A 22,179-nucleotide genomic window follows, 5' to 3' on the forward strand; every position below is an offset into this window, starting at 1 on the left:
ACTCGGTGACAACCGTCCCGGTCGGAGGAGACGCTGGCGGAATGACCGAGCAGCTGCACGTTTTCGGGATCCGTGTGATCCCGCCGGATCCACGTGACCGCCACCGCATGCCCGAAGTCCGGCCGCTGATCGACGGGGTGGACTTCATCGAACGGGACTACATGGCGTCCTGCGGCGACGCACGCAGCTGGCTCGCCCCCGACGGGCCATTCGCCGTGGGGGAAGCACCACATGAGGTGGAGATGGCGACGAGGTGCGGCTGCCACTCCGCCCTCGACGTCGCCATGCGGCGCGAGGGCTCCACGGTGGTGTGGGACCTGAAGGAATCCGAAGGCACTAACCCTGACGGCGGCGAACTGCGTTTCGACGCCGGGCAGTATGACGCCGAAGTGGCCCGGGCTTCCACGGACTCCAGATGGGAATGGCCTGCCCAGACCGTCGCCCGGGTCCTCGGTGATCTCTTGCGCTGCCGGACCGACTGGCTCGCCCACTGGTGCTGCGAGGCGGGCGAGGTCTGGTCGTCGCCGTGGGCCGACGAGATACGCCTCTACTTCGTCAACTACGAAACGCAGCCCGATGGCGCGCTGCGCTTCGCGGGCCGGTTCGGAACGATCCGCCCGGTCACAGACGAGAACCCCATCGCACAGGCAGAACGTCTGGCCCAGGAGATCATGGCGGGCGACCCGCGCGAGGCCGCCGGAATGCGCGGCGATTCCCCGGGAGAGGGGGATGTGCTGGACTGGCTGGGCGGCGGTTACCAGCTTCACGGCCCCAGCAGCTACAAGTGGCCGGTTGCACCGCGGGGGCTCCATTGACGTCCTCGCGCACGCTTTGTGCCCGTTGTACCCGATGATCCACCGACGGTGAATCATCCGCGTCAACACCCCTGGACCAGACGGGCCGTGGGCGGCGACGGCCAGGGTGGCTGTGACCAGGCTCCCGTACCGCGCACCTCCGCGAGCCGTAGATCAGGCCCAGAAGTCGGCCCATGTGCGGGCGGCCTTGGCGGTTGCTTCGATCCCCACCACGCCGTACGCCTTCCAGTCCTCCCACGACCGCGCCTCGGCCTCGGTGAGTACGCGCACCCCCTGGCGGGGTGCCTCAGTAAAAGCGGGGATGGCCGAGACCCACTCCTCCGCCTGTTCAGGGGTCTGCTTCCCGTCCAGGACGAGGCGGAAGCCCCACAGGGCCGCGTCGATCCATCCCGGCCCCCGTGCCGCCCACGCCCAGTCGATCAGCCATGCCCGGTCGGCGACGAGGAAGTTCGTCGCCGCGGGGTCGGTGTGCAGGAGCTGGCGTCCTTGGAGCAACGGCTCGTCCTCGGGATCGCAGTAGTGGCTCCACCGGTCCCATGCCGTCATCAGGCCGACATCCGGTGCGGGCCGGGTACTCAGCTCACGCAGCGCCGCCGCGACGGGCTCCAGATGACCTCCGTCCGGCGTGAAGTCGGCCCAGGGGGTCGCGGTGACGCCCTCGAAGCCCAGCAGCCGCCACCCGCCCGCTGACAGGTCCCACAGCAGCTTGGGCGCGAAGTCGGGCAGATACGCATTGACCTTCGCCTCCACCCCGAGCTCACCGGCCCGCTCGTGGTCCTCGGGCAGCCCTTTCACGAAGATCTTTCCGCCGTCCGGGAGATACAGAAGCGTGGCCACACCAGAACTGTCCCCCGTGGCCATCTCAGCTCTCGTGCACTCCGTACCGACCCGGTCATCCACCGCCGCGCGGGTCGCTTCGGGCAGCTGGTTGAAGGAGAGACGTTCGACGCGCATGGTCAGGCTCCCGCCCCCGGGGGATTCGGCGGGAAGGGAGGGTTCTTGTCCGGCCCCGGCCCGCTGGGTGGACGCCCCGGCGGCGGCTGGGAGGGCGGGCGTGCGGGAGGCTTCCGCGCCGGGCTTGTCATGGGCGCAGCGTAGCCGCCGGCCGCGTTTTCAACCCTGGTCGCTGCTAAAGACCTTGGGGGAAAATCAGATTGGCGATCACCGAGTTGCCCGAACAGGGGGCTCCGGTTGAAACGGTCATGTGCCGCACCAGCGCCGCTGTCTCCGGCCGCCTGATAACAGGGGCCGACCCGTGGACCGGCTGTCGCCCCCTGCGGCTACGGTGACCCGCATGACCGATACCAAGTACTGGACTTCCGCGCCGGACCGGATAGTTCGCGGCTCGATGGGTCTATGTCACCTGACGGTGGCTCAGTCGCCGTTCAACGTCGATGCCCGCAGCCTCCCGTCTCAAGACCCGTCGCGGGCACGCGCGTTCGCCGAGTCGTTCGAGGGCATTGAGGAGGTGTTGGAAGACCTCGGCCCGCGCTCCGTGCAGACCCCGTTGCCCTCCGCGGTGCGTGTCGATCTGGACATCGTCCATGCCGCCGCATGGGGGGGCATGTTGAGCATCGTGAATCCGGCGTTCGCGACCGACGGGAATGACGAGCCGCTGAGGTCGGCGGCCGGTGCGCTGCGTAAGCGATTCCCCGATGCGCGGATCGTGGGCCGGGTCGCCTACCACGGTGGCATGGAGCACACCGAGGACATCGTGTGGCTGCCGGACGGCGCCATGTTCCACGCCTCCGGCTGGCCCGGGGACGAGCCGTTCGTCGTCAGCGGTGACCCGGAGGCGGTGATCGCCTCCCTGGATCTCAAGAGCTGGATGCTCGACAACGCCGGTGTCGACCTGAACGAGGCACTGAACGAAATCGAGTGGTCCCGCCTGGCGGGTCTGGCGCTGGGCCATTCAGACCCGTGGGGGTGGGAGGAGATGCAGGCCACCGCGTTCCGCGTGCGGCATTCGCAGGACGCGGTGCGGGACATGGAGGACCTGTACTTCATCTAGGGCGTAAGGCGGCGGCCACTGGCTGGGGGGTCCGAGGATCGAAACTCTTCAGGCTGGTCAGCGGGCGAGCACGTGGCCGTCGTGGGGGCGGTGGTCGCGGGAGCGGCGCAGGTCGGTGGTGACGTAGGTGCGTTGCAGCCAGCGGTCCGCTCCGTCGTAACGGGGCTGGAAGGCGGTGCGCCCGTGGACGGTGACGCGGTTGTCGATGATGACCAGGTCGCCGGGGGTCAGGCGCAGGGTGCGGGCGGTCGCCTCGCAGGCGTGGCCGAATTCGGTCAGCGCCGCGGTGGCCCGAGGGGTGAGCGGGGTGGTGACGAGCTGGGCCATGCGTATGTCAGGGTCCTCGGCTGCTCCTGACAGCACCGGTCGGGGTGTGGCAGCAGGCTTGTTCACGGCTGCGTCGGGGCTGAAGGAGGGTGGTGGTGTGGTGATGAACTCCGGTGCGAACAGGGCCTGGCGGCCGGCTGGGGTGAGGAGCGGCAGTGCCTGGCGGATGCCGGCGGTGCGCAGGCCGGCGGTCCGGTCGTGGTCGGCGCGCAGGCACAGGAAGATCACGTAGTCGGGTGGGTGGGGGTGGAAGCCGTTCTCGGTGTGGAAGGAGAGCGGCGCCGAGCCGGCGTTGCCGTGGAAGGTCTCCTGCCCGGGCACGGGCACGACGTCCTGTACGAGGGCACCGGATTTCTCGGCAAGGTAAGCGAGGGGCTCGCCGAGCCCGCAGGCCACCATGGTGAGCACTGCGGCCGGGACGGTGGCCTGGCGCTGGACCGAGTTGGGCAGGGCCGGTGTCGCGGGCAGGGCCGCCTGATCGACGGGCAGACCGCCGATCACCAAGGTGCCGTACGGGCCGGAGTGTCGTCGGAACCGGCGCACCTCACGGCGCAGCAGCAGTGGAAGGTCCTCCCAGGCGTCGCGGGCCCGTGCCAGCCACTGCGGGCTGTCGATCTGGTCGTGCCCGCCGGTGCACAGGGTGCGGGCCACCCGCTCGCACGCGCCGGCATCGGCCGGATCGAGTTCCCGGTCGGCGGTTGTGCTTCGGGTGGGGCCGGGCGTCGTCTCGGGCATCAGGGTCTCCTGCCGGGTGTGGGCGTCGGACGCGCGGACTTACGAGGCGACTTACGAGCGGCGCAGGCCGGCTACCGCGTCGGCGACGTAGAGGTCCCCGAATCGGATCAGGGGGGCGTACTGGGCCGCTCGGCGATGGCGCATGAGCCGTAGTTCGGCGACGGCGTTGTCGGGGCCCTCAGGCCGCTGAGCGATGGAACGACGCAGATGCACCATCGAGTACGCCAGGGTGACGTGCCGTTCACTGTCCACGATGTCGGCTTCCAACAGGGCGTCCCGTGCCTCGGCCAGCTCCGGGGCGCGGGCCGCCAGCTGCTCGTAGGAGTCGGGAACCACGGACAGCAGGTCCTTCATCGCCGCCCGGAACAGTTTGTAGCCGCGATGCTGGCGCCCGCTCAACGGGACGTCCACCGACGGAGGCGCCATGCTCTGGCGTATCGCCGTCATGTAGTAGTCGGTCGGGATCGTACTGGCGTGGGTCATGGCCGCCGGGAAACCCCGCACATACACGGTCGCGTCTGCGAGCCGCAGCAGCGCGGCATCGCCGTCGCCGTGCCGCAGATGGCGGGTGGCGTCGGCCACGGCGACCGCGGCGCAGATGTTGAACAGGACATGGACCTGGTGCCCGATGAGCCACCGGGCACTCCACACACTCTCCAACGACGGCCCCGCACCAGGCTCGGGCGCCCGCGCCAGGAGGGCCACCGGCGAGGCGAGGTCACGATCGGAGCCCGGTGCCGCGCCGGTGAGGTCGAGCACCGACTGCCGTATCCCGTCCACCTCCAGCGCCAGGTCGGCACCCGACAGCGGAGCATCACACAGATCTTCCAGACCGCGGTGGATGACCAGGGCACCGTGCAGAGCGGCCTGCTGATCCGACAGCTCCACCTCACGGACCCGGAAGTATGACTGACTGGTCGACTCCGCCGGCACTTCCTCACCGAGTACGGCCGGAGCCAGAGCCGACAGGGCGGTCACCAACTCACCGGCAGCCGCGGTGGCCTGCCGCAGCGCGACGGTCCGCTCGACAGGTCTGGCGTGGGTCGCCACCCCGGCCAGCACACGCGCCGTCCGCCTCGCCTCGGCTTCGACCCGTGGGCCCAGTATCGGGACGGGCCGCCCGCCTCGGGGTTCACGGAAGACGGCGACGGCAGGGTGTTCGACGACCGGATGTAAGCCCATGGTTGAAGTGTTTCGCCAGGAACACTCCTCACGAAACCTTGATCTGCGAGTCTGTTCTTGTACTGGACCCCGGAGTTGTCATACGGGGTTTCATATCCACCCCCGGCGGGCCGCGATCACCCCCGCCTGGAAGCGGTTGGCCGCGCCCAGTTCCTCGTGGAGGCGGCTGATCCGGCGCCGCATCGTCCGCACCGACCAGCCCAACTGGCGGGCTATCGCCTCGTCCTTGAGGCCGCCGACCAGCAGGGTGAGCATCTGGCGGTCCTCCTCGTTGAGCGGGTCGTCGGCGGGGGCGTCCAGCGGGGTGGCCGTGCGCCAGCAGAGTTCCCAGTAGTCGATCAGTCCGTCCAGGAGGGCGGAGGGGCGGATGACGGCCGCGCGTACCTCCGCGGTGAAGTCGAGGGAGAGCGGCATCAGGGCGAGGCGCCGGTCCGCGATGGCCAGTTTGATACGGAGACCGGGCAGGACGCGGGCCTGCTCGCCGTGGTCCACCAACTCGCGGATGTCGCTCAGCACTCCGGGCCATTCCAGGGCCTCGGGGGCGTACACGGCGCGATAGCGGACGCCCCGGGTGAGGGCCGTCGCCTCGACCGGGTTGGAGGTGGTGAGCGCGTACGGCGGGCGGTCCAGTGTGATGACCTCCTCGCGTGCTTCCTGCTGCAGCTGTACGAACCAGCGGCCCAACGCCTCGCCGCCGGTGATGACTTCGACCTGTTCGAAGCTGCCCTGCTGGGCCGTGGTGAACAGACGGGAGAGCTCACCGGCGGCCGCCCGTACGCCGTCGAGGTCGGCGGTACGGGAGCGGACCAGGGACTCCAGGGCCGCGCCAGGCTCGATGGCCGCGTAGCGGCGGCGAGTTCCGGAGAGCCGCCCTACCAGGCCGTTTTCGCGCAGTCGGTCCAGGGCGCGGGCGACCCGCTCGGTGGAGCAGGACAGATCGCCGGCCAACTCGGCGGGAGCGGCGGTGTGGCGGACGAGGAGCGCTCGGTAGACGCTCTCGTCGAACGGGTCGATTCCGGCAGCGGTCAGCTGGGGCATGGACAGGATCCTGGCCTGTATGTGCCAGGGGCAGCAATGGGCCAGGCCAAATCATTGTCTGGACCACGGGATTCCGATTACTTGGTCGGGTATGACCCCTCGAAGATCCCTCACTGCCGCACTCGCGGTCGCCGTCCTCGGCGGCCTGCTGTCCGCGGTGCCCCAGTCCGCCACCGCGGACCCCCACCAGGATCCGGAGCAGCGCGTCATCGTCACGCTGACCGGGGAAGCCGCCGCGGCCGGGAAGGGCGTTCTGCGCTCTGCCGACGCCCGGGCCATCGGTACGGACCGGGCCGCCATCGCCGGCCGACAGAAGTCGTTTCTTGACCGGGCCAAGGGCGCCGGGCTGCACGCCGGTTCACCACGCACGCTGAATCTGCTGCTCAACGCGGTCGCGGTGACGGTGAAGGCTTCCGAGGTCGCCGCGCTGAAGCGGTTGCCCGGGGTGGCCTCCGTGGTCCCCGATGCCAAGATGCGCGTCCTCACCGATGCGAGTGTGCCGCTGATCAACGCTCCGCAGGTGTGGCGGCGCAAGGACCAGGCGGGCAACAGTGCTGACGGCAAGGGCACCACCGTCGCCGTCCTGGACAGCGGGGTCGACTACACCCATCCCGACCTCGGCGGCGGCTTCGGCGAGGGCCACAAGGTCGTCGGCGGCTACGACTTCGCCAACGGCGATGCCGATCCGATGGACGACAATGGCCACGGCACCCATGTCGCCGGCATCATCGCGGGCAAGGCCGCCGGGCAGGGCGGCGTCACCGGTGTGGCGCCGGGCGCGAGCATCCTGGCGTACAAGGTCATGGACGACGCGGGGGAGGGCTACACCTCCGACATCGTGGCCGGTATCGAGGCCGCGATCGACCCGGCCAATCCGCACCGCGCCGATGTCATCAACATGAGCCTCGGCGGCTACGGGGACGGCACCGACCCGCTGGGCGCGGCCGCAACCGCCGCCGCCAGGGCGGGCGTTGTCGTCGTCGCCTCCGCCGGCAACGAGGGTCCGGGCAGGGGCACCGTGAGCACCCCGGCCGCCGCCGACGGCGTCATCGCGGTCGGCGCCTCCATCAGCGGGCTGCGCATACCGAGCGCCGCCTACAAGGGCGGCGAGAAGATCCAGACGTACCGCGGAATGGTCTCCGCCAATCCGCCCGTCAAGCCCGTCACCGCCGATCTCGTCGATGTCGGGCGGGGCGCCGCGCAGGACTGGGAGCGGGTCGGCGACGTCAAGGGCAAGGCCGTCCGCATCGACATGCTGGTCGCCCAGTCCTCGCGGGACCTGTACATGACCGAGATCGAGATGGCCCGGGAGGCCGAGCGCCGCGGCGCGATCGCCCTCATCGGCGGGCCGTCCGGAGGCGGTGGCCCGGTGTTCGCCGCACCGGCCCCGCTGTCACAGGACCAGCCTCAACTCCCCTCCCACGACGGCTCGGTCCCGCTCGCCGCGCAGACCTCCCTCAAGGACTCCGGCGACTCGCTGCGCATGGACACCATGGTCATGCTGGGTATCGACTCCACCCAGTACGCCGAGCTCGGCCGCCGCCTGGCGAAGGGCAAGGTGGCGGTGACGGTCAGCGGCACGGATGTCACCGACAAGATCGCCTCGTTCTCCTCGCGCGGCCCCGGCCTGAGGTGGGACCTGAAGCCGGACCTGGTCGCACCGGGCTACGACATCCGTTCCACCGTCCCCAAGTCCCTCTACGCACCCGGCTATTACCGCATGTCGGGTACGTCGATGGCGGCGCCGCACGTCGCGGGCGCCGCCGCCCTGCTGCGTCAGCTGCACCCCGGCGAGAGCCCGGCCAAGGTCACCTCCGAACTGGTGGGCTCCACGAAGCAGATCAAGGGCTACGGGACGAGCACCGTCGGCTCCGGCCGCCTCGACGTCGCCGCGGCCGCCGACACGGCGGGCACCGGCATCACCACCACCCCGGCGACCCTCTCCTACGGCCTCGCCGACCTCGCCAAGCACACGGTTGGCGGCAGCAAGAAGCTCACCGTGACCAACTCCGGCACCAGGGCCCGCACCGTCCGCCTGAAGGCGAGCGGCGAGGCCAGGGTCAGCCCGGAGACCCTGCGCATCCCGGCGGGCGCCAGTGCGACGGCGACCGTGACCCTGCGGGCCGACCGCCCGGCGGGGGAGGCCGAGATCAGCGGCACGGTCACCGTCGCCCCCGAGCACGGCATCGCACTGCGCGTCCCGTACCTCCTGGTCGTACGGAAGCTGTTCGTCCAGGCCGGCCCCGACCCGAGCGACGGTAAGTCCACCGCCGTCGTCTTCACCCCGGCCCCGCTGGCGAAGCCGCCGGTCCTGACCGTCACCCCGCCGCACGGCAGGCCCTACACCGTCACCACCACGCTCCGCACCCAAAACGTCTACCAGGCGGAGATCACCGGCCGCGGCGAGGGCGCCCACCTGGTGTCCGCCGATGGCCGGACCACCGACGGCAGGACACTGACCAGCAACCAGGACGGCTTCGAGGTCACCCCCGCGAACAGCCGCAACTCCCGCTGGCAGCCCGTCGGCCCCAACTCCGAGAGCGGCGACATCACCACCGCGCCGAGCGCCGCCGGATCCGCCATCCTCACCCAGTACAACAAGACCGGCCCCTGGTCCACCGAGGACAACGGCGCGACCTGGAAGCAGCACACCCGGCTGCCGCTCGGTGACGTGGGCGGCGAGGCCTTCACCGTCATCGACCCGAAGAACGCCAAGCGCTGGTGGTACGCGGCCAACAGCAGATCCGGCATTCCCCGTACGGGCTCGATCCTGCGCACCGAGGACGGAGGCCGCACCTGGCGGACGCTGAACACCCCCGACACGTACATCACCGACTTCCTCACCGACGAGGCGGGCAAGAGCCTCGTCGCCGTCACCGCCACCGACCTGCTGATCAGCAAGGACGGCGGCGACACCTGGACCACCGAGCCCCTCGGCATCCCCGTCGACGTCGTCTACGACGTGGCGATCGGCGGCGACAGCCTCTACTTCTCAGCGGGCAAGTCACTGTGGAAGCGCGACGGCCTGTCCTCCGGAACCCTCGGCAAAGCCGCCAAGGTGTACGAGCCCACCGGCGGCAAGGTCTCCGTCACCGTCGTCGCGGACAGCCGGACCGTGGCGGTGTACGAGGTCGGGTCCGGCGTCGTCGGCTCCTTCGACGGCGGCAAGACCTGGGCCACGCTGGACAACCACGGATACGGCGGTACGGGTCTGACCCTCACCGGCGGCGACATGTACATCGGCTACGGCAAGGACATCCGGGTCGGCCGCGACCACGGCCGCCAATGGAGCACCCTTCCGGCCGTCAACCGCGCCTCGACCACGTCCGACTTCGACCGCTGGGCCGACGGCTCGCTGACCGTCTCGGCGGACGCGGCCGGTGTCTACCGGGGCACGGCGGAGGGCAGGGACTATCGGCGCCTCGGCGTCCAGGGCGGCACCGTCAACTCCCTGGCCATCAGCGGTGACCAACTGCTCGCGGCCGGCCAGCAGGGCACGCACCGCTCGCAGCTACCGGTCTCCGGCGCCGAGTGGGGAACCACCGGTGGCGAGGGCAGGATCGGCGTCGGCACCCGGCTGCTGCAGACCTCCGCCAAGGACTCGCGGATCGTGTGGCGGGTGCGCAGCGGAGCTTGGGGCAACTTCGACCTGGAACGCAGCGGCGACGGGGGTGCCACCTGGCAGAAGAAGGGCGAGAGCAACGGCACGGTCTTCGCCCTGGCGGTGCACCCCGCCGACCCCGACCGCGTGTATGTCTCGTACGCGAATCTCCTGGGCAGGGGCCTGTTCTCCACCGAGGACGGCGGCGCCAACTGGAAGAACCTCCTCAACGACCAGACGTACTTCACCGCCGTCGCGGGCGACTCGAAGAACCCGGACCGGCTGTGGCTCGGCGCCCCCGACGGCCTCTACCGCTCGGACAACGGCGGCGACGACATCACCAAGGTCGCCGACGGACGCGTGGACACCATCGAGTTCACCGGGTCGAAGATGCTGACCGGCGGCGACGCGATCAAGGTCTCGACGGACGGCGGAAAAACCTTCCGCACCGCCGACACCGGCGAGCTGCCGCTGCGGGTCAGCGACGTGCTGCAGGTGGGCAGCACCCTCTACGCGGCCACCACCAGCTACTGGGAGGCGGCCCTGCCGCGCGGGGGCCGAGGCGTCCTGCGCTCCACGGACGGCGGCCGCAGCTGGCAGAACATCTCCACCGGCCTGCAGAACCTCAACGCCACCAGCCTGGCGGCCGCCGGCGGCTGGCTGTACGTGGGCACGGTGCAGGGAGGTGTGCACCGCCTGAAGCTCTGACCGGGCAGGAGCGAAGGGGTGGCTCGCACGCACCGGGCGCGCCACCCCTTTCTCGTCGGCCGTCTCCCCCGCCGTCGTCACCGCCTGTGGTGCGCGGGTCAGCCGGCGTACGGATCCGGCACCGTGCCGGGCCGGGCGAGGAAGGTGAAGTCGCAGCCGGTGTCGGCCTGAGTGATGTGCTCGCTGTACAGGGCTCCGTACCCGCGCTCGAACCGGGCGGGCGGCGGCGACCACTCGGTCCGCCGACGGGCCAACTCCTTGTCCGTCACGTTGAGGTGGAGGCTGCGGGCCGCGACGTCGAGGGTGATGAGGTCGCCGGTGCGAACGAGGGCGAGCGGGCCGCCCACGTGCGACTCGGGTGCGATGTGCAGGACGCACGCGCCGTACGACGTACCGCTCATCCGTGCGTCCGAGATCCGCACCATGTCCCGCACCCCTTGCTTGAGCAGGTGGTCGGGGATCGGCAGCATCCCGTACTCGGGCATACCGGGACCGCCCTTGGGGCCGGAGCCGCGCAGGACCAGGACACTGTCGGCGGTGATGCCGAGCGACGGGTCGTTGACGGTGCGCTGGAGCCGGCGGTAGTCGTCGAAGACGACCGCCGGGCCGGTGTGCTTGAGCAGCCGCTGCTCACAGGCGAAGTGCTTGATGACGGCGCCGTCCGGGCACAGATTGCCGCGCAGCACCGCGAGTCCGCCCTCGACCGCGACCGGATCGGTGCGGGGCCGGATCACGTCGTCGTGGTGGACCTCGGCGGTGGCGAGCTGCTCGCGCAGGGTGTCGTGCGCGACGGTCGGCCGGTCCAGGTGGAGCAGGTCGGTGATCCGGGAGAGCAGTGCGGGCAGTCCGCCCGCGAAGTGGAAGTCCTCCATGAGGTAGGTGTCGCCGCCGGGGCGTACGTTCGCGAGCACCGGGACGGTCCGGGCGATGCGGTCGAAGTCGTCGAGGGTCAGCTCGACGCCCGCCCGCCGGGCCATCGCGATCAGGTGGATGACAGCATTGGTGGAACCGCCCAGCGCGAGGACCGTGGTCACCGCGTCCTCGAAGGCGTCCCGAGTGACGAGCGTGGACAACCTCCGGTCCTCGTGCACCAGTTGGACGATCCTCAGCCCCGAGGCGGCCGCCATACGGTCGTGCTCGGAAGCGACGGCGGGAATGGAGGAGGCGCCGGGAACCGTCACCCCCAGGGCTTCGGCAGCCGCGGTGAGCGTGGAGGCGGTGCCCATCGTCATACAGTGGCCGGGGGAGCGGGCCAGGCCGTTCTCCAGACCGGCCAGTTCACAGTCGCCGATCAGTCCGGCGCGCTTGTCGTCCCAGTACTTCCACATGTCCGTGCCGGAGCCGAGGACTTCGCCCCGCCAGTGGCCGGGCAGCATCGGCCCCGCGGGCACGAACACGGTGGGCAGGTCGACCGAGATCGCCCCCATGAGCAGCGCGGGCGTCGACTTGTCGCAGCCGCCCATCAGCACCGCCCCGTCCACCGGGTACGAGCGCAGCAGCTCCTCCGTCTCCATGGCGAGGAGGTTGCGGTAGAGCATCGGGGTGGGTTTCTGGAAGGTCTCGGACAGGGTGGCCACCGGGAATTCGAGGGGGAAGCCCCCTGCCTGCCACACCCCGCGTTTGACGGCCTGGGCGCGCTCGCGCAGATGGACGTGGCAGGGGTTGATGTCGGACCACGTGTTGAGGATGGCGATGACCGGCTTGCCCAGGTGCTCCTCGGGCAGATAGCCGAGCTGGCGGGTGCGGGCGCGGTGGCTGAAGGAGCGCAGGCCGTCGGTGCCGTACCACTGATGGCTGCGCAGTTCCTCGGGAGCGCGGCGGCGAGTCTCCTCGGGGGGTGGGGTCGGTGATGCGGCGGGGTTCATATGCCCCACCCCTCGACGATGGCGGCGACCTCCGCGCGCCCGGCCGCGTCGAGCGGCCTGCTGGGGGGACGTACGTGGCGCCGGCACAGACCGAGCACGGCCAGGGCCTCCTTGACCACCGTCACGTTGTTGGCGGAGGAGTCGGCGGCGCGCAGTTCCTCGAAACGGCGGATCTGCTCCCACACCCGCATGGCGCCCGGATAGTCGCCCGACCGCAGTGTTTCGAGCATGCTCAGGGAAACCTTGGGCGCGACATTGACCAGGCCGGAGGTGAATCCGATCGCCCCGGCGGAGAAGTAGGAGGGCGCGTACGGCTCGGCGAGACCGGCCACCCACACGAAGCGCTCCAGACCGGCGTCGCGGGCGAAAGCGGCGAACCGCGCCGCGTCCGGCACCGCGTACTTCACCCCGATCACGTTCGGGCACACCTCGCCCAGCGCGGCCAAGTGCCTGCCCGCCAGGCGCGTATTACGGATGTACGGGACGACGCCCAGCTCCGGGACGGCCTCGGCGATGGCGCGGTGATAGTCGACCCAGCCGCCCGCCGCGACGTAGGGGTGCACGGGCTGATGGACCATCAGCATGTCGGCGCCCGCCTCCCGTGCGTGCCGGGCGGCGTCGATGGCGGTCGGCACATCGTGCCCGACACCGACCACGATCGCCGCTCGCCCCGCGGCCTCCGAGACGGTCAACTCCACGACGGTGCCGCGCTCTTGCGGAGTCAGCGCGTAGAACTCTCCGGTGTTCCCGTTCGGCGTCAGCGTCCGTACACCGTGGTCGAGCAGCCTGCGCAGCAGGGCGCGGTGGGTGTCGTGCTCGATGGAGCCGTCCTCGGCGAACGGGGTCACCGGGATCGCCACGACATCGGCCAGGGCGGCGCGCATGGATTCGTACGTCGTCATACCGCCAGGTCCTCTCCGTGGGGCCGGGGGAAGGCCCGCTCAACGAAGGACGCGATGTGGGCGTGCAGGGCACGGGAGGCGCCGTCCGCGTCGCCGGCCAGAGCGAGCCGCAGGATCTCCCGGTGCTCGGTGGCCTCCCGCTCCCACGACGGATCGGCCGCCCAGGCGACCGCGGAGACCAGGGCGGCCTGGTCGCGCACCTCGTCCAGCATGCGCGCGAGCAGCGGGTTGCCGCACGGGAGGTACAGCGCGCGGTGGAACTCCCGGTTGGCCAGGGAGCGTTCGGCGGTGTCCGCCGCGGTGTCGGCGCGCTCCAGCGCGTCGCGCGCGGCGTCCAGGTCCGCGGCGCTGTGGACGGTGCGGCGCAGCGCCTCGGGTTCCAGGAGCAGCCGCACGTCGTACACCTCGCGCGCCATGTCCGCGTCCACCATGCGCACCGTGACGCCCTTGTACTGGTTCATCACGACGAGCCCGGTGCCGGCCAGTGTCTTGAGCGCCTCGCGCACGGGGGTCTTGGACACCCCGTAGTGCGTGGCGAGTTCGACCTCGACGAGAGCCTGACCTGGGGCCAACTGGCCGGTGAGAATGCGGTGCTTGACGGCCTCAAGCACGAACTGGGTCCGGGAGGGGATGGGTGTGGGCACAGAGGTCATGCGCGCCTCTCGACTGTCACGTATGGCATCTCATATATGACGCATCAGGTACGACGCGATGAAAGTAGAGCGGATTCCGGGGCGCGTCAACGGATCTGACGCACCGGCACCGGATGCGCCGGGGGCGTTGACGAGAAATCGCTTGCCATCTACGTTCCATTCATCAGTGTGACCCGGATTGCTCGCCCATGTGGCACGCGTCGAGAGAACGGCAGTTGCCGTACATGGCTGCGATCAGAGCAAATCAGGTAGTAGAACGCCGTTCCACACACTGAACTGTCTGGCTCATCCCCACTCGTCCGAACCCATGGGCAACATCCCGAACCGATGGGCAGCATCCCGAACCGAAGGGACCCACCCGCATGCGCACTCACGCCCCCACAAGCGCTCCCGCGCCCTCCTCATCGCCGCGACCGCCGTCGCCGCCACGGCATTGGCCGGGCTGCTCCATGCCGCGGGGGCCGCCGAACCCGCCTCGTCCGTCGTCGCTTCGGTGACGGCGGGAGCGGGAGCCGGAAAGCTCTGACGACCGCAGGCCCCGCAGCACAAGGAGATGAGACATGACTTCACCAGCACAAACCCGAGCACAGACCCGCACGCGGCAGCCCCGCCGGGCCGCCGGGCACCGCGCCCTCGCAGCGGGCGCCGCCGCGTTCGGCCTGGCCGCCACCGCGATCCTCGGGGGTGCGCTCACGGGTACGGCGAACGCGGCCACCGCCGCGGCCGCGGCCGCCTGGCCGACACCCACCACCAGCAAGCCCGTCCCGGCGACCATCGAGGTCTCGGGTGCGTACGACGGACAGATGCGGCGCTTCTACGGCAGCGGCGACCTCGGCGACGGCGGCCAGAACGAGAACCAGTCCCCGCTGTTCCAGCTGAAGGACGGGGCTGTCCTGTCCAACGTCGTCATCGGCGCGCCCGGCGCCGACGGCATCCACTGCCTGGGAACCTGCACGCTGAAGAACGTCTGGTGGGAGGACGTCGGCGAGGACGCCGCAACCTTCAAGGGCAAGTCGTCCTCGGCCGTCTACCGCGTGGAGGGCGGCGGTGCGAGGAAGGCGTCGGACAAGGTCTTCCAGTTCAACGGCGCCGGCACCCTGACCGTCACCGGCGGGTTCCAGGTCGCCGACTTCGGCAAGCTCGTACGCAGCTGCGGCAACTGCTCCACCCAGTACAAGCGCAAGGTGGTCGTCGACAACGTGGACACGACCGCGCCCGGCAAAGCTCTGGTGGGCATCAACAGCAACTACGGGGACGGTGCCACCCTGCGCAGTGTCCGCATCCACGGCGACAGCAGCAAGAAGATCAAGCCGTGCGTGCGCTACGAGGGCAACAACACGGGCGCCGAGCCCAAGGTGCTCGGCAGCGGCCCGGACGGCACATACTGCCGCTACTCCGCCGCCGACATCATCTACAACTGACCGGTTGCCGGCTGTAGTGCAGCTGCAGGCCGCCGCCCGGCGAGGGACCACGTCGGGCGGCGGTTCGGTCCGCCGCACTCGCCGGGGAGGCGGGTGGGCCGGGGGAGTCCGGTTCGGGTGGGTCGATGGCACGGAGCCGGTGAAGCGCGGCATTCAGCCCGTCGTTTTCCTCTGATTTCGAGGTGATCGCCCCGTCCCACCAGCATCTCGGAAGGGTATACGTGGTCACTCTTGGTGATGCTGAGGCGTTTCAAAGGTGAGCCGCCCCATAGGACCTACGTCACGTACGAGCGAGGATCGTAGTCCCGTGGGGCGCCGTATCGCTGCCTTATGTGGGCTCTCACCTGCGCGAATCGCCGTCCGGCGGTGGCAGGGGCGTCGGTGCCCGGGTGCGAGGCTGTCTAGTAGGTGGGGTTGTTGCCAGGCCGTCGGGGCGCCGGTAGAACTGGATGAGTCGCCGAGCGGCCCGGGTGTTTCTTCCCGCCGCAGACGAATCCCTCTCCCTCGTGTGAGTGGCTCACGCATGCCTGTGGCGTGCCGCGACCGTCCTTGTCCCCGTTGGAAGGCCTGCCTGTGTCGAAGTCCGTCATCCGCCGCATCGCCGCTTCGAAGAAGACCCTCGCGGGTGCCGTCGTCGCCCTCGGTGCCGCCGGTTCCATGCTCGCCACGGTTCCCGCCCAGGCGGCCCCGTCGAGCGCCAAGGCGATCGCCCAGCAGATGATCAAGGACCCGGCGCAGTTCGCGGCCTTCAACAACATCGTTTCCCATGAGAGTGGCTGGGACCACACCGCCACGAACTCCTCCTCGGGCGCCTATGGCCTGGTCCAGGCTCTGCCGGCCTCGAAGATGGCCTCGGCCGGTGCGGACTGGAAGACCAACCCGGCCACCCAGATCAAGTGGGGCCTGGACTACATGAACGACCGCTACGGCAGCCCCGTCGGCGCCTGGAACTTCTGGCAGACCCACCACTGGTACTAAGCCACCAGCGGTAGCAGACACACCAAAGACGCTCGGCCGGGACTACCCGGCCGAGCGTTCTTGCGTATGCGGCAGCCCCCCGCCACTGCACCACGTCGCTGGACACCATGGCACCACCGGCAGCCTCATCCCGTAGGTTCGACACACCGCGGTACACCCGGTACCGCGTACCGGACGCGAGGAACGGGGAACAGGCATGGGTTGGGGAGTGCTGGACCGGTTAGTGGGGGAGCCCGAGAGGTTCTTGGAGCGGTGTCGACACGGCAGGCCGGAGGTGTTCAACACCGGGGCGTTGCCTCAAGAGGTGCCGGGGCTCGACGACTTGGGGGACGCGCTGCGCGTCGGGCTGATGCGGACGCCGTACGTCGAGATGGTGCGTGAGGGCGCGGTCGTCGAAGCGCATGAGTTCTGCGCCGAGCGTGTTGTCGCCGGGCGGGTGGCGCAGGGGTTCGCCGACCCGGAGCGCGTCATGCGGCTCCTCGGCGAGGGGGCGACCCTCCTGCTGCCCCAACTCGACCAGTGGAACGCCTCGGTGGGGGTGCTGACCGCCCGGCTGGCGCACGATCTGGGGCGGCGGGTGGAGGCGTTCTGCTTCGCGACCATGGCCGGTCGGCGTGGGCTCGATGTGCACCGGGATGACGCCGACGTACTGGTGGTGCAGGTCGCGGGCCGCAAGGAGTGGACCGTGTACGGCGCCCCGGCCGATGGCCACTGGAAGCCAGGTCCGGTCCCGGAGCCGGGTGAGCCGGTGCTGCGGACCGTGATCGGCCCGGGTGATGTGCTGTACGTCCCGCGCGGCGCGCCGCACACCGCCACCGGCAACGAAGGGCTTTCCGTCCACATCGCGCTGACCATACGCGAGGCGGGCACGGCGCGGATCCGCCAGACGCTGGCCACGCTGCTGACCACGGATCCCGGAGACCATGCCGCGCGCCCGCTGACGGAGGATCAACTCCTGGACTCCGTACGGGATGTGCTCGATGCGGCGCGCAAGGCGCTCGACGAGGTGACCCCCGAGGAACTGCTGGCTCGGGCCCGCGGACCCCTGCCGGATGTCCCCGGCGCCGCGCGGCGGGCCGACTGGCCCACCGCGTAACCGGCGGAAAACACCGCGGCTGCGGTGGGCCGAAGGCCACCGCAGCCGCTTTGTGCGCGCGATCCGTCAGTATCAGATACAGAACGGACGGTGGCAGGAACCATCGCAGGAGTCGCTGATGCCGGCGCTCTGCTCGGCCTCGCCCGCAGCCACCACCTCGCGCACGTCGAGGTCGAACAGGTCCTGCATCGTGTCGTTGTTCATGAGAAATCCTCTCGTCATGGTCGCGTGGTTCGCGACGGAACGAAACGGACGGTAGGCCGGGGCGGATCGGTCCCGTCAACACCTCACGGGCGACGGCGCACGAAGAGGCAACCGGGGTTGCCTCTTCGGGCACCTCCCGGTCCGGAACGGCTGCTACCTGCGGAATCTCCGTTACACAGGGGCGAGGTATGGCACTCGCACGATGACGGGGAGAAGCATGGGCGGACAGCGCAGGACTCAGTGGGACAGCCAGTTCACTGCCATCGATCCGGTGCTGCTGAGGGCTCCCGCCCAGCCCCTGCCCGAGCGCCCCGACAGCCCGGCCGGCCCCACCGAGGCCGACCTCGCGCGGTACGTCGCCGAAGCCGCACTCGACCCCTTGCTGCGCGAGGCGGTCGAGCTGTCCAGCCCCTCGCTGGCCCGCGTCCTGGCCGCCGACCGTCCCCCGACGGGTGATGCGCTGCGTCGGGCCGCGACCGCCGTCGGACGCTACCGGTTGCGTATGACCACCCGGCCCACCCCGTTCGGCCTGCTCGCCGGGGTCGGCCTCGCCCGCTTCGGTGAGGCCGCCTCTGTCCGCTGGGGCGGCCGCCACCGCGCCGCCGTGCGCCCGGACCTCGGCTGGCTGGCCAAGGTGGTGAAGCGCCTTCACCAAGACCCGGCGGTCCTGCCCGGTCTGCTTCTCGTCGCCGACCAGCAGTGCGTGGTACGCGGCTCCCGGCTCGTACTGCCCTATGTGCCCAGGGACGGTGATGACACCCTGGAGGAGGTGAGTGTCCGTCATACACCGGTCGTCGCCGAGGTGTTGCGCAACACCGCCTCGCCGGTCGCCTTTCCGGAACTGGTGGCGGGGGTGTCCGAGGCCTTCCCGACAGCACCCTCGGACGCCGTGGTGAACCTGGTGCGCACCCTGGTCGCCCGCGGTTTCCTGCTCACCGACCTGTTTCCCGCCCCGGACAGCACGGACCCCCTCGGCCATGTGCGGGACCGGCTGCCCGAAGACCTGTCCCTGCGCGGCGAACTGGAGGGCATACGCTCCGAGCTGTCGCGGTGCGAGGACCTTCCGGCGGGCGGCGACGGCGCCCGCCTCAAAGCCCTGCAAGTCGCCCGGGAACGCATGACCGCGCTGTGCCCCAGCGACCATGTGCTGCACGTCGACCTCGTACTGGACGCGGACGTGGTGCTGCCGGAGGCGGTGCGCGAGGAGTTCGAGCGCGCGGCCACCGCCCTGTGGCGGCTCTCCCCGCCCCGCACCGCCCCCGCCCATCTGCGCGCCTACCACCGGGCCTTCGTCGAGCGGTACGGCACGGAACGCGCCGTACCCGTGACCGAACTCCTCGATCCCGCCGATGGGTTGGGGCCACCGGACGGGTACGAGCACCCGGCCGTGCCCCGGCCCGGCGCCGACGCGGAACCGCGCGACGGCGACCTTGAGGACGCGGACCGCCGACGGCTCCTGGCCGAACTCGCCGCCGGGGCGCTCGCCGACCTGTCCCCGGGCGCACCGCTCCCCGAAGTGGTGCTCGACGAGGCGCTCTTCGCCCGCCTTGCCCCTCCCGCGCCGGACGGCACCGCCGCCAACCGCCCGCCGGACGCCTTCGAGCTGTACGCGGAGCTGACCGGGTCGTCCGCCGGGCGACTGGACTCCGGGGAGTTCAGGATCGCGCTCTCCCCGGTCGTCGGCAGCGACGTGGCCGGGGCCACGTTCGGCCGCTTCGCCGCGCAGTTGGGCGGTCCCGAGCTCATGGCGCGCGTCAGCGGCGCCCAAGCCCCGACCGGCGAGGACGGCGAGCCGGCGCCGGTGCACCTGGAGTTCACCCCTGCCCGGCCGCGCCACGCCAACATCGCCCGCACCCCGCGCTGGCTCGGCCACCGCGTCGTCGTCAGCGCGTTCCCGGACGCGGCGGGGCCCGAAGCGCTGCCGCTGGACGACCTGGTGGTCCACGCCGACCTGGAGGGGCTGAGCGTCCGCTCCCGCAGCCTCGGCCGCCCGGTGCGGGTGACCGCCCACCACGTGCTCAACCAGCGCACCGGCGCTCCCAACGTCGCCCGCTTCCTGCACGAGGTGGGCCGGCTGACCGGCCACCGGCTCTGGCAGCCCTGGGACTGGGGCACGGCCGCCGCCAACCCCGCGCTGCCCCGCGTACGGTACGGGCGCACGATCCTGGCACCGGCCTCCTGGCGGCTCACCCTGCCCACCGCCGCCTACGAGGAGTGGTGCGCCGCCCTGCCCGAATGGCGGCGGCGCTGGGGCGTACCGGCCTCCGTACGCCTCGTCACGGGCGACCAGCGGATCACGCTCGACCTCGACCTCCCCTGGCACCAGAGGCTGTTGTACGCCCATGCGCGCACCGCCGAGACCACACTGATCCAGGAGGAAACGGCGGCCGCCGGGTCCGGCTGGCTGCGGAGCCCCGAGGGGGCCCACACGGCCGAGCTGGTCGTCGCGCTCCGCGCGAAGGAACGGCCCGCGCCCCGGCCCCAGATGCCGCCCATGGCCGCCCGCCGCACGCCCGAGACGGTCTCACTGCCCGGGGGCGACTGGCTGTACGCCCGCGTGGACACCCCGCAAGCCCGGCAGGACACCGTCATCGAGGAGTGGCTGCCCCAGCTCGCCACGGCGCTTGTGGACGGCATCGACCGCTGGTTCTTCATCCGCTACCGCGACCCCGAGCCGCACTTGAGGATCCGCTTCCACGGCGAGTCGCCCGCGCGGGCGGCCGCCCTGCTCACCGTCGTGCGCGACTGGGCCGCCGCGCTCCGCGCCGCACACCTCGCCTCGGGGCTGCGCCTGGAGACGTACGACCCGGAGCTCGAACGCTACGGCGGCCCCGAGGCGATGGCCGCCGCCGAACGGGTCTTCCACGCCGACAGCCTGGTGGCCCTGTCCGCCGGAGCGGCACGCGGCCGGCCGGGCCCCGACCGCGACCTGTTCTCGGCGGTCAACACCGCGGACATCGCCCGGCACTTCCTGGCAGGCGCGGGCGGCCCGCCCGCCGACGTCTGGCTGCCCGCCGCCTACCCGAAGTCCGAGCGCGACCACCGCGCCTTCCGTGAGAACCGTGCCGCCGTGCTGCGGGCGATCGGCCCCGACCGACCCGCTCCCGCCTTCTCCTCGCCCGCCCTGGCCCTCGCCTGGCAGCGACGCGCCGCCCGACTCGCCGACCACGGCGCGCTGTTGGCCGAGCTGAGGGAACGCGACCCGGACCGGATGCCGCCCACGCCGGTGGCGGGCAGTCTCATCCATATGAGCCACAACCGGCTGATCGGCATCGACCCCGAAGCCGAGCGCCGCGCCCTTGCCCTCGCCCGGGGCGCCTTCGAGGCGCATCATGCCCGTCGACGCGCCCAGGAGCAGCGATGACCCAGTCGCTTTCGTCCCCTGGCCTGTCGGTCGGCGCGGCCCGAGAGGCAGTCGACGACGTGGCCGCGCGGCTGCGCAGCCCCGAGGCGGTCGCCGCGTCCGGCGCCCGGGCCGACTCGCTCGCCGCCGGGCACCCGGGCGTCGCGCTGCTCTTCACCACACTGGCCGCCGACCGGGGCGGCGACGCCCGGACCGTCGCCCACGGCCATCTCGCCGCCGCGATACGCGCCGACGGCGGGTTGCACGCCACCGGGCTCTACGCGGGTATGGCGGCCGTCGCCTTCGCCGCGCGCCTCGCGGCCACCGGCCCCGCCGCCTACCGCTCGGTGCTCACCACTCTCACACCCCGTCTCGCGGACGCCGCGGTGGAGCGGGCATGGCACCTGCGCACCGCGCGGGCTGCCGGTACGGGTGTGGCGGCGCACCAGTACGACGCGGTGTCCGGGGTCGCGGGGCTCGCGCGGCTGCTGCTCGCCCTCGACCCGCGCGGGCCGGCGCTGCGCCACTGCCTCGAAGCCCTGACCGACCTCGCCGAACCGGCCGCCACCGGGCACGGCACCCTGCCGGGCTGGTGGTCGGCGGCCGGACCGGGCCGCGACGTCCCTTCCCCCGACTACCCGCGCGGCCACCTCAACCTGGGCCTGGCGCACGGGATTCCGGGCCCGCTGGCCGTCCTCGCCCTCGCCCTGGAACAAGGTGTCCGGGTGCCCGGCCAGGAGGAGGCCGTCGCACGGCTCGCCGGATGGCTGGTACAGCGTCGGAGCGAGGACGCGTACGGACCGTACTGGGCGATGACGCTGCGCGCGGAGGACGAGCTCGCGGGCGCCCTTCCGCCGTCCCCGGCCACCCGGGCCGCTTGGTGCTACGGGAGCCCCGGCGTGGCCCGGGCACTCTTCCTCGCGGGCCGGGCGCTGGGTGAACCCGCATGGCGGCGGACGGCCGCCCGCTCCCTGCACGCGGTACTCGCCCGGCCCGCCGCCACCCGGGCGCTGGAAGGGGCCGGGCTGTGCCACGGCACCGGCGGGCTGCTCCACATCGCCGCGCTCGTCGCGTACGACCTGGCGGACAAGGAGCTCGCCGCCCGCCTGCCCGCGCTCGCGGCCGAGGTCCGCGCGGGACTCGACGCCCTGGAGGGGCCCGGCTTCCTGGAGGGGGCGGCGGGTGCGGCCCTCGCCCTGCACACCTACGCCGAGCGGCCGGACGCCGGGCAACTGTCGTGGGACGCGGTGTTGCTGACGTCCTGATGCGACGTCCTCCCTCTCGTAAGCGAGGGGATTGA

General features: G+C 71.3%; 16 protein-coding genes. 8 read left to right on the forward strand and 8 right to left on the reverse strand.

Annotated elements, in window-relative coordinates; genetic code table 11:
* Positions 1 to 41: 41 nt before the first annotated feature.
* Positions 42 to 815, forward strand: coding sequence for a hypothetical protein (locus OG965_RS37710; protein ID WP_371656586.1), 774 nt, complete (start codon positions 42 to 44; stop codon positions 813 to 815).
* Between the two features lie 153 nt (positions 816 to 968).
* Here OG965_RS37710 and OG965_RS37715 read toward each other — a convergent pair whose 3' ends face one another.
* Entirely contained in the window at positions 969 to 1,769 is an 801-nt protein-coding gene (locus tag OG965_RS37715) for an aminoglycoside phosphotransferase (protein WP_371656587.1), read from the reverse strand.
* Between the two features lie 340 nt (positions 1,770 to 2,109).
* On the opposite strand from OG965_RS37715, the gene OG965_RS37720 reads away from it, so the two are divergent.
* On the forward strand, positions 2,110 to 2,826 hold the full coding sequence (locus tag OG965_RS37720; protein WP_371656588.1) for a DUF6333 family protein: 717 nt from the start codon (positions 2,110 to 2,112) through the stop codon (positions 2,824 to 2,826).
* Positions 2,827 to 2,883: 57 nt separating this feature from the next.
* Here the strand turns inward: OG965_RS37720 and OG965_RS37725 are convergent, their stop codons facing one another.
* From OG965_RS37725 to OG965_RS37735, 3 genes are all read right to left on the reverse strand, one after another.
* Positions 2,884 to 3,888, reverse strand: a complete 1,005-nt coding sequence (locus tag OG965_RS37725) for a TauD/TfdA family dioxygenase (protein WP_371656589.1) — start codon at positions 3,886 to 3,888, stop codon at positions 2,884 to 2,886.
* Between the two features lie 51 nt (positions 3,889 to 3,939).
* The gene (locus tag OG965_RS37730) at positions 3,940 to 5,070 is read right to left on the reverse strand and encodes a hypothetical protein (protein ID WP_371656590.1); all 1,131 of its coding nucleotides are present in this window, start codon (positions 5,068 to 5,070) and stop codon (positions 3,940 to 3,942) included.
* 90 nt (positions 5,071 to 5,160) lie between these two features.
* On the reverse strand, positions 5,161 to 6,108 hold the full coding sequence (locus OG965_RS37735; protein WP_371656591.1) for a helix-turn-helix domain-containing protein: 948 nt from the start codon (positions 6,106 to 6,108) through the stop codon (positions 5,161 to 5,163).
* Between the two features lie 91 nt (positions 6,109 to 6,199).
* Here OG965_RS37735 and OG965_RS37740 point away from each other — a divergent pair, with 91 nt between their 5' ends.
* The gene (locus OG965_RS37740) at positions 6,200 to 10,417 is read left to right on the forward strand and encodes a S8 family serine peptidase (RefSeq protein WP_371656592.1); all 4,218 of its coding nucleotides are present in this window, start codon (positions 6,200 to 6,202) and stop codon (positions 10,415 to 10,417) included.
* A gap of 98 nt (positions 10,418 to 10,515) precedes the next feature.
* Here the strand turns inward: OG965_RS37740 and araD are convergent, their stop codons facing one another.
* The 3 genes from araD to OG965_RS37755 are packed head-to-tail and all read right to left on the reverse strand — an operon-like array spanning position 10,516 to position 13,837.
* Positions 10,516 to 12,282, reverse strand: a complete 1,767-nt coding sequence (gene araD / locus OG965_RS37745; RefSeq protein WP_371656593.1) for an L-arabinonate dehydratase — start codon at positions 12,280 to 12,282, stop codon at positions 10,516 to 10,518.
* Entirely contained in the window at positions 12,279 to 13,184 is a 906-nt protein-coding gene (locus tag OG965_RS37750; protein ID WP_371656594.1) for a dihydrodipicolinate synthase family protein, read from the reverse strand. Before OG965_RS37750 ends, araD begins: the two co-directional genes overlap by 4 nt.
* The gene (locus OG965_RS37755; protein ID WP_371656595.1) at positions 13,181 to 13,837 is read right to left on the reverse strand and encodes a GntR family transcriptional regulator; all 657 of its coding nucleotides are present in this window, start codon (positions 13,835 to 13,837) and stop codon (positions 13,181 to 13,183) included. The genes OG965_RS37750 and OG965_RS37755 overlap by 4 nt, the downstream gene beginning before the upstream one ends.
* A 560-nt stretch (positions 13,838 to 14,397) precedes the next feature.
* Between OG965_RS37755 and OG965_RS37760 the strand changes: the two genes are divergently transcribed.
* The 3 genes from OG965_RS37760 (at position 14,398) to OG965_RS37770 (ending at position 17,332) form a co-directional block, all read left to right on the forward strand.
* Positions 14,398 to 15,258 (forward strand): pectate lyase, encoded by an 861-nt coding sequence (locus OG965_RS37760; RefSeq protein WP_371656596.1) that lies wholly within the window; start codon positions 14,398 to 14,400, stop codon positions 15,256 to 15,258.
* A gap of 573 nt (positions 15,259 to 15,831) precedes the next feature.
* Positions 15,832 to 16,236: a transglycosylase SLT domain-containing protein gene (locus OG965_RS37765; protein ID WP_371648004.1), complete on the forward strand. Its 405-nt coding sequence runs from the start codon at positions 15,832 to 15,834 to the stop codon at positions 16,234 to 16,236.
* Positions 16,237 to 16,528: 292 nt separating this feature from the next.
* Positions 16,529 to 17,332: a JmjC domain-containing protein gene (locus OG965_RS37770; RefSeq protein ID WP_371656597.1), complete on the forward strand. Its 804-nt coding sequence runs from the start codon at positions 16,529 to 16,531 to the stop codon at positions 17,330 to 17,332.
* 72 nt (positions 17,333 to 17,404) lie between these two features.
* On the opposite strand, the gene OG965_RS37775 is transcribed toward OG965_RS37770, so the two are convergent.
* The gene (locus OG965_RS37775; protein WP_371656598.1) at positions 17,405 to 17,536 is read right to left on the reverse strand and encodes a hypothetical protein; all 132 of its coding nucleotides are present in this window, start codon (positions 17,534 to 17,536) and stop codon (positions 17,405 to 17,407) included.
* 217 nt (positions 17,537 to 17,753) lie between these two features.
* On the opposite strand from OG965_RS37775, the gene OG965_RS37780 reads away from it, so the two are divergent.
* On the forward strand, positions 17,754 to 20,900 hold the full coding sequence (locus OG965_RS37780) for a lantibiotic dehydratase (RefSeq protein ID WP_371656599.1): 3,147 nt from the start codon (positions 17,754 to 17,756) through the stop codon (positions 20,898 to 20,900).
* Positions 20,897 to 22,144, forward strand: a complete 1,248-nt coding sequence (locus tag OG965_RS37785; protein ID WP_371656600.1) for a lanthionine synthetase C family protein — start codon at positions 20,897 to 20,899, stop codon at positions 22,142 to 22,144. The genes OG965_RS37780 and OG965_RS37785 overlap by 4 nt, the downstream gene beginning before the upstream one ends.
* The last annotated feature ends 35 nt before the right edge of the window (positions 22,145 to 22,179 follow it).

This window comes from Streptomyces sp. NBC_00224 (assembly GCF_041435195.1).
Lineage (GTDB): Bacteria > Actinomycetota > Actinomycetes > Streptomycetales > Streptomycetaceae > Streptomyces.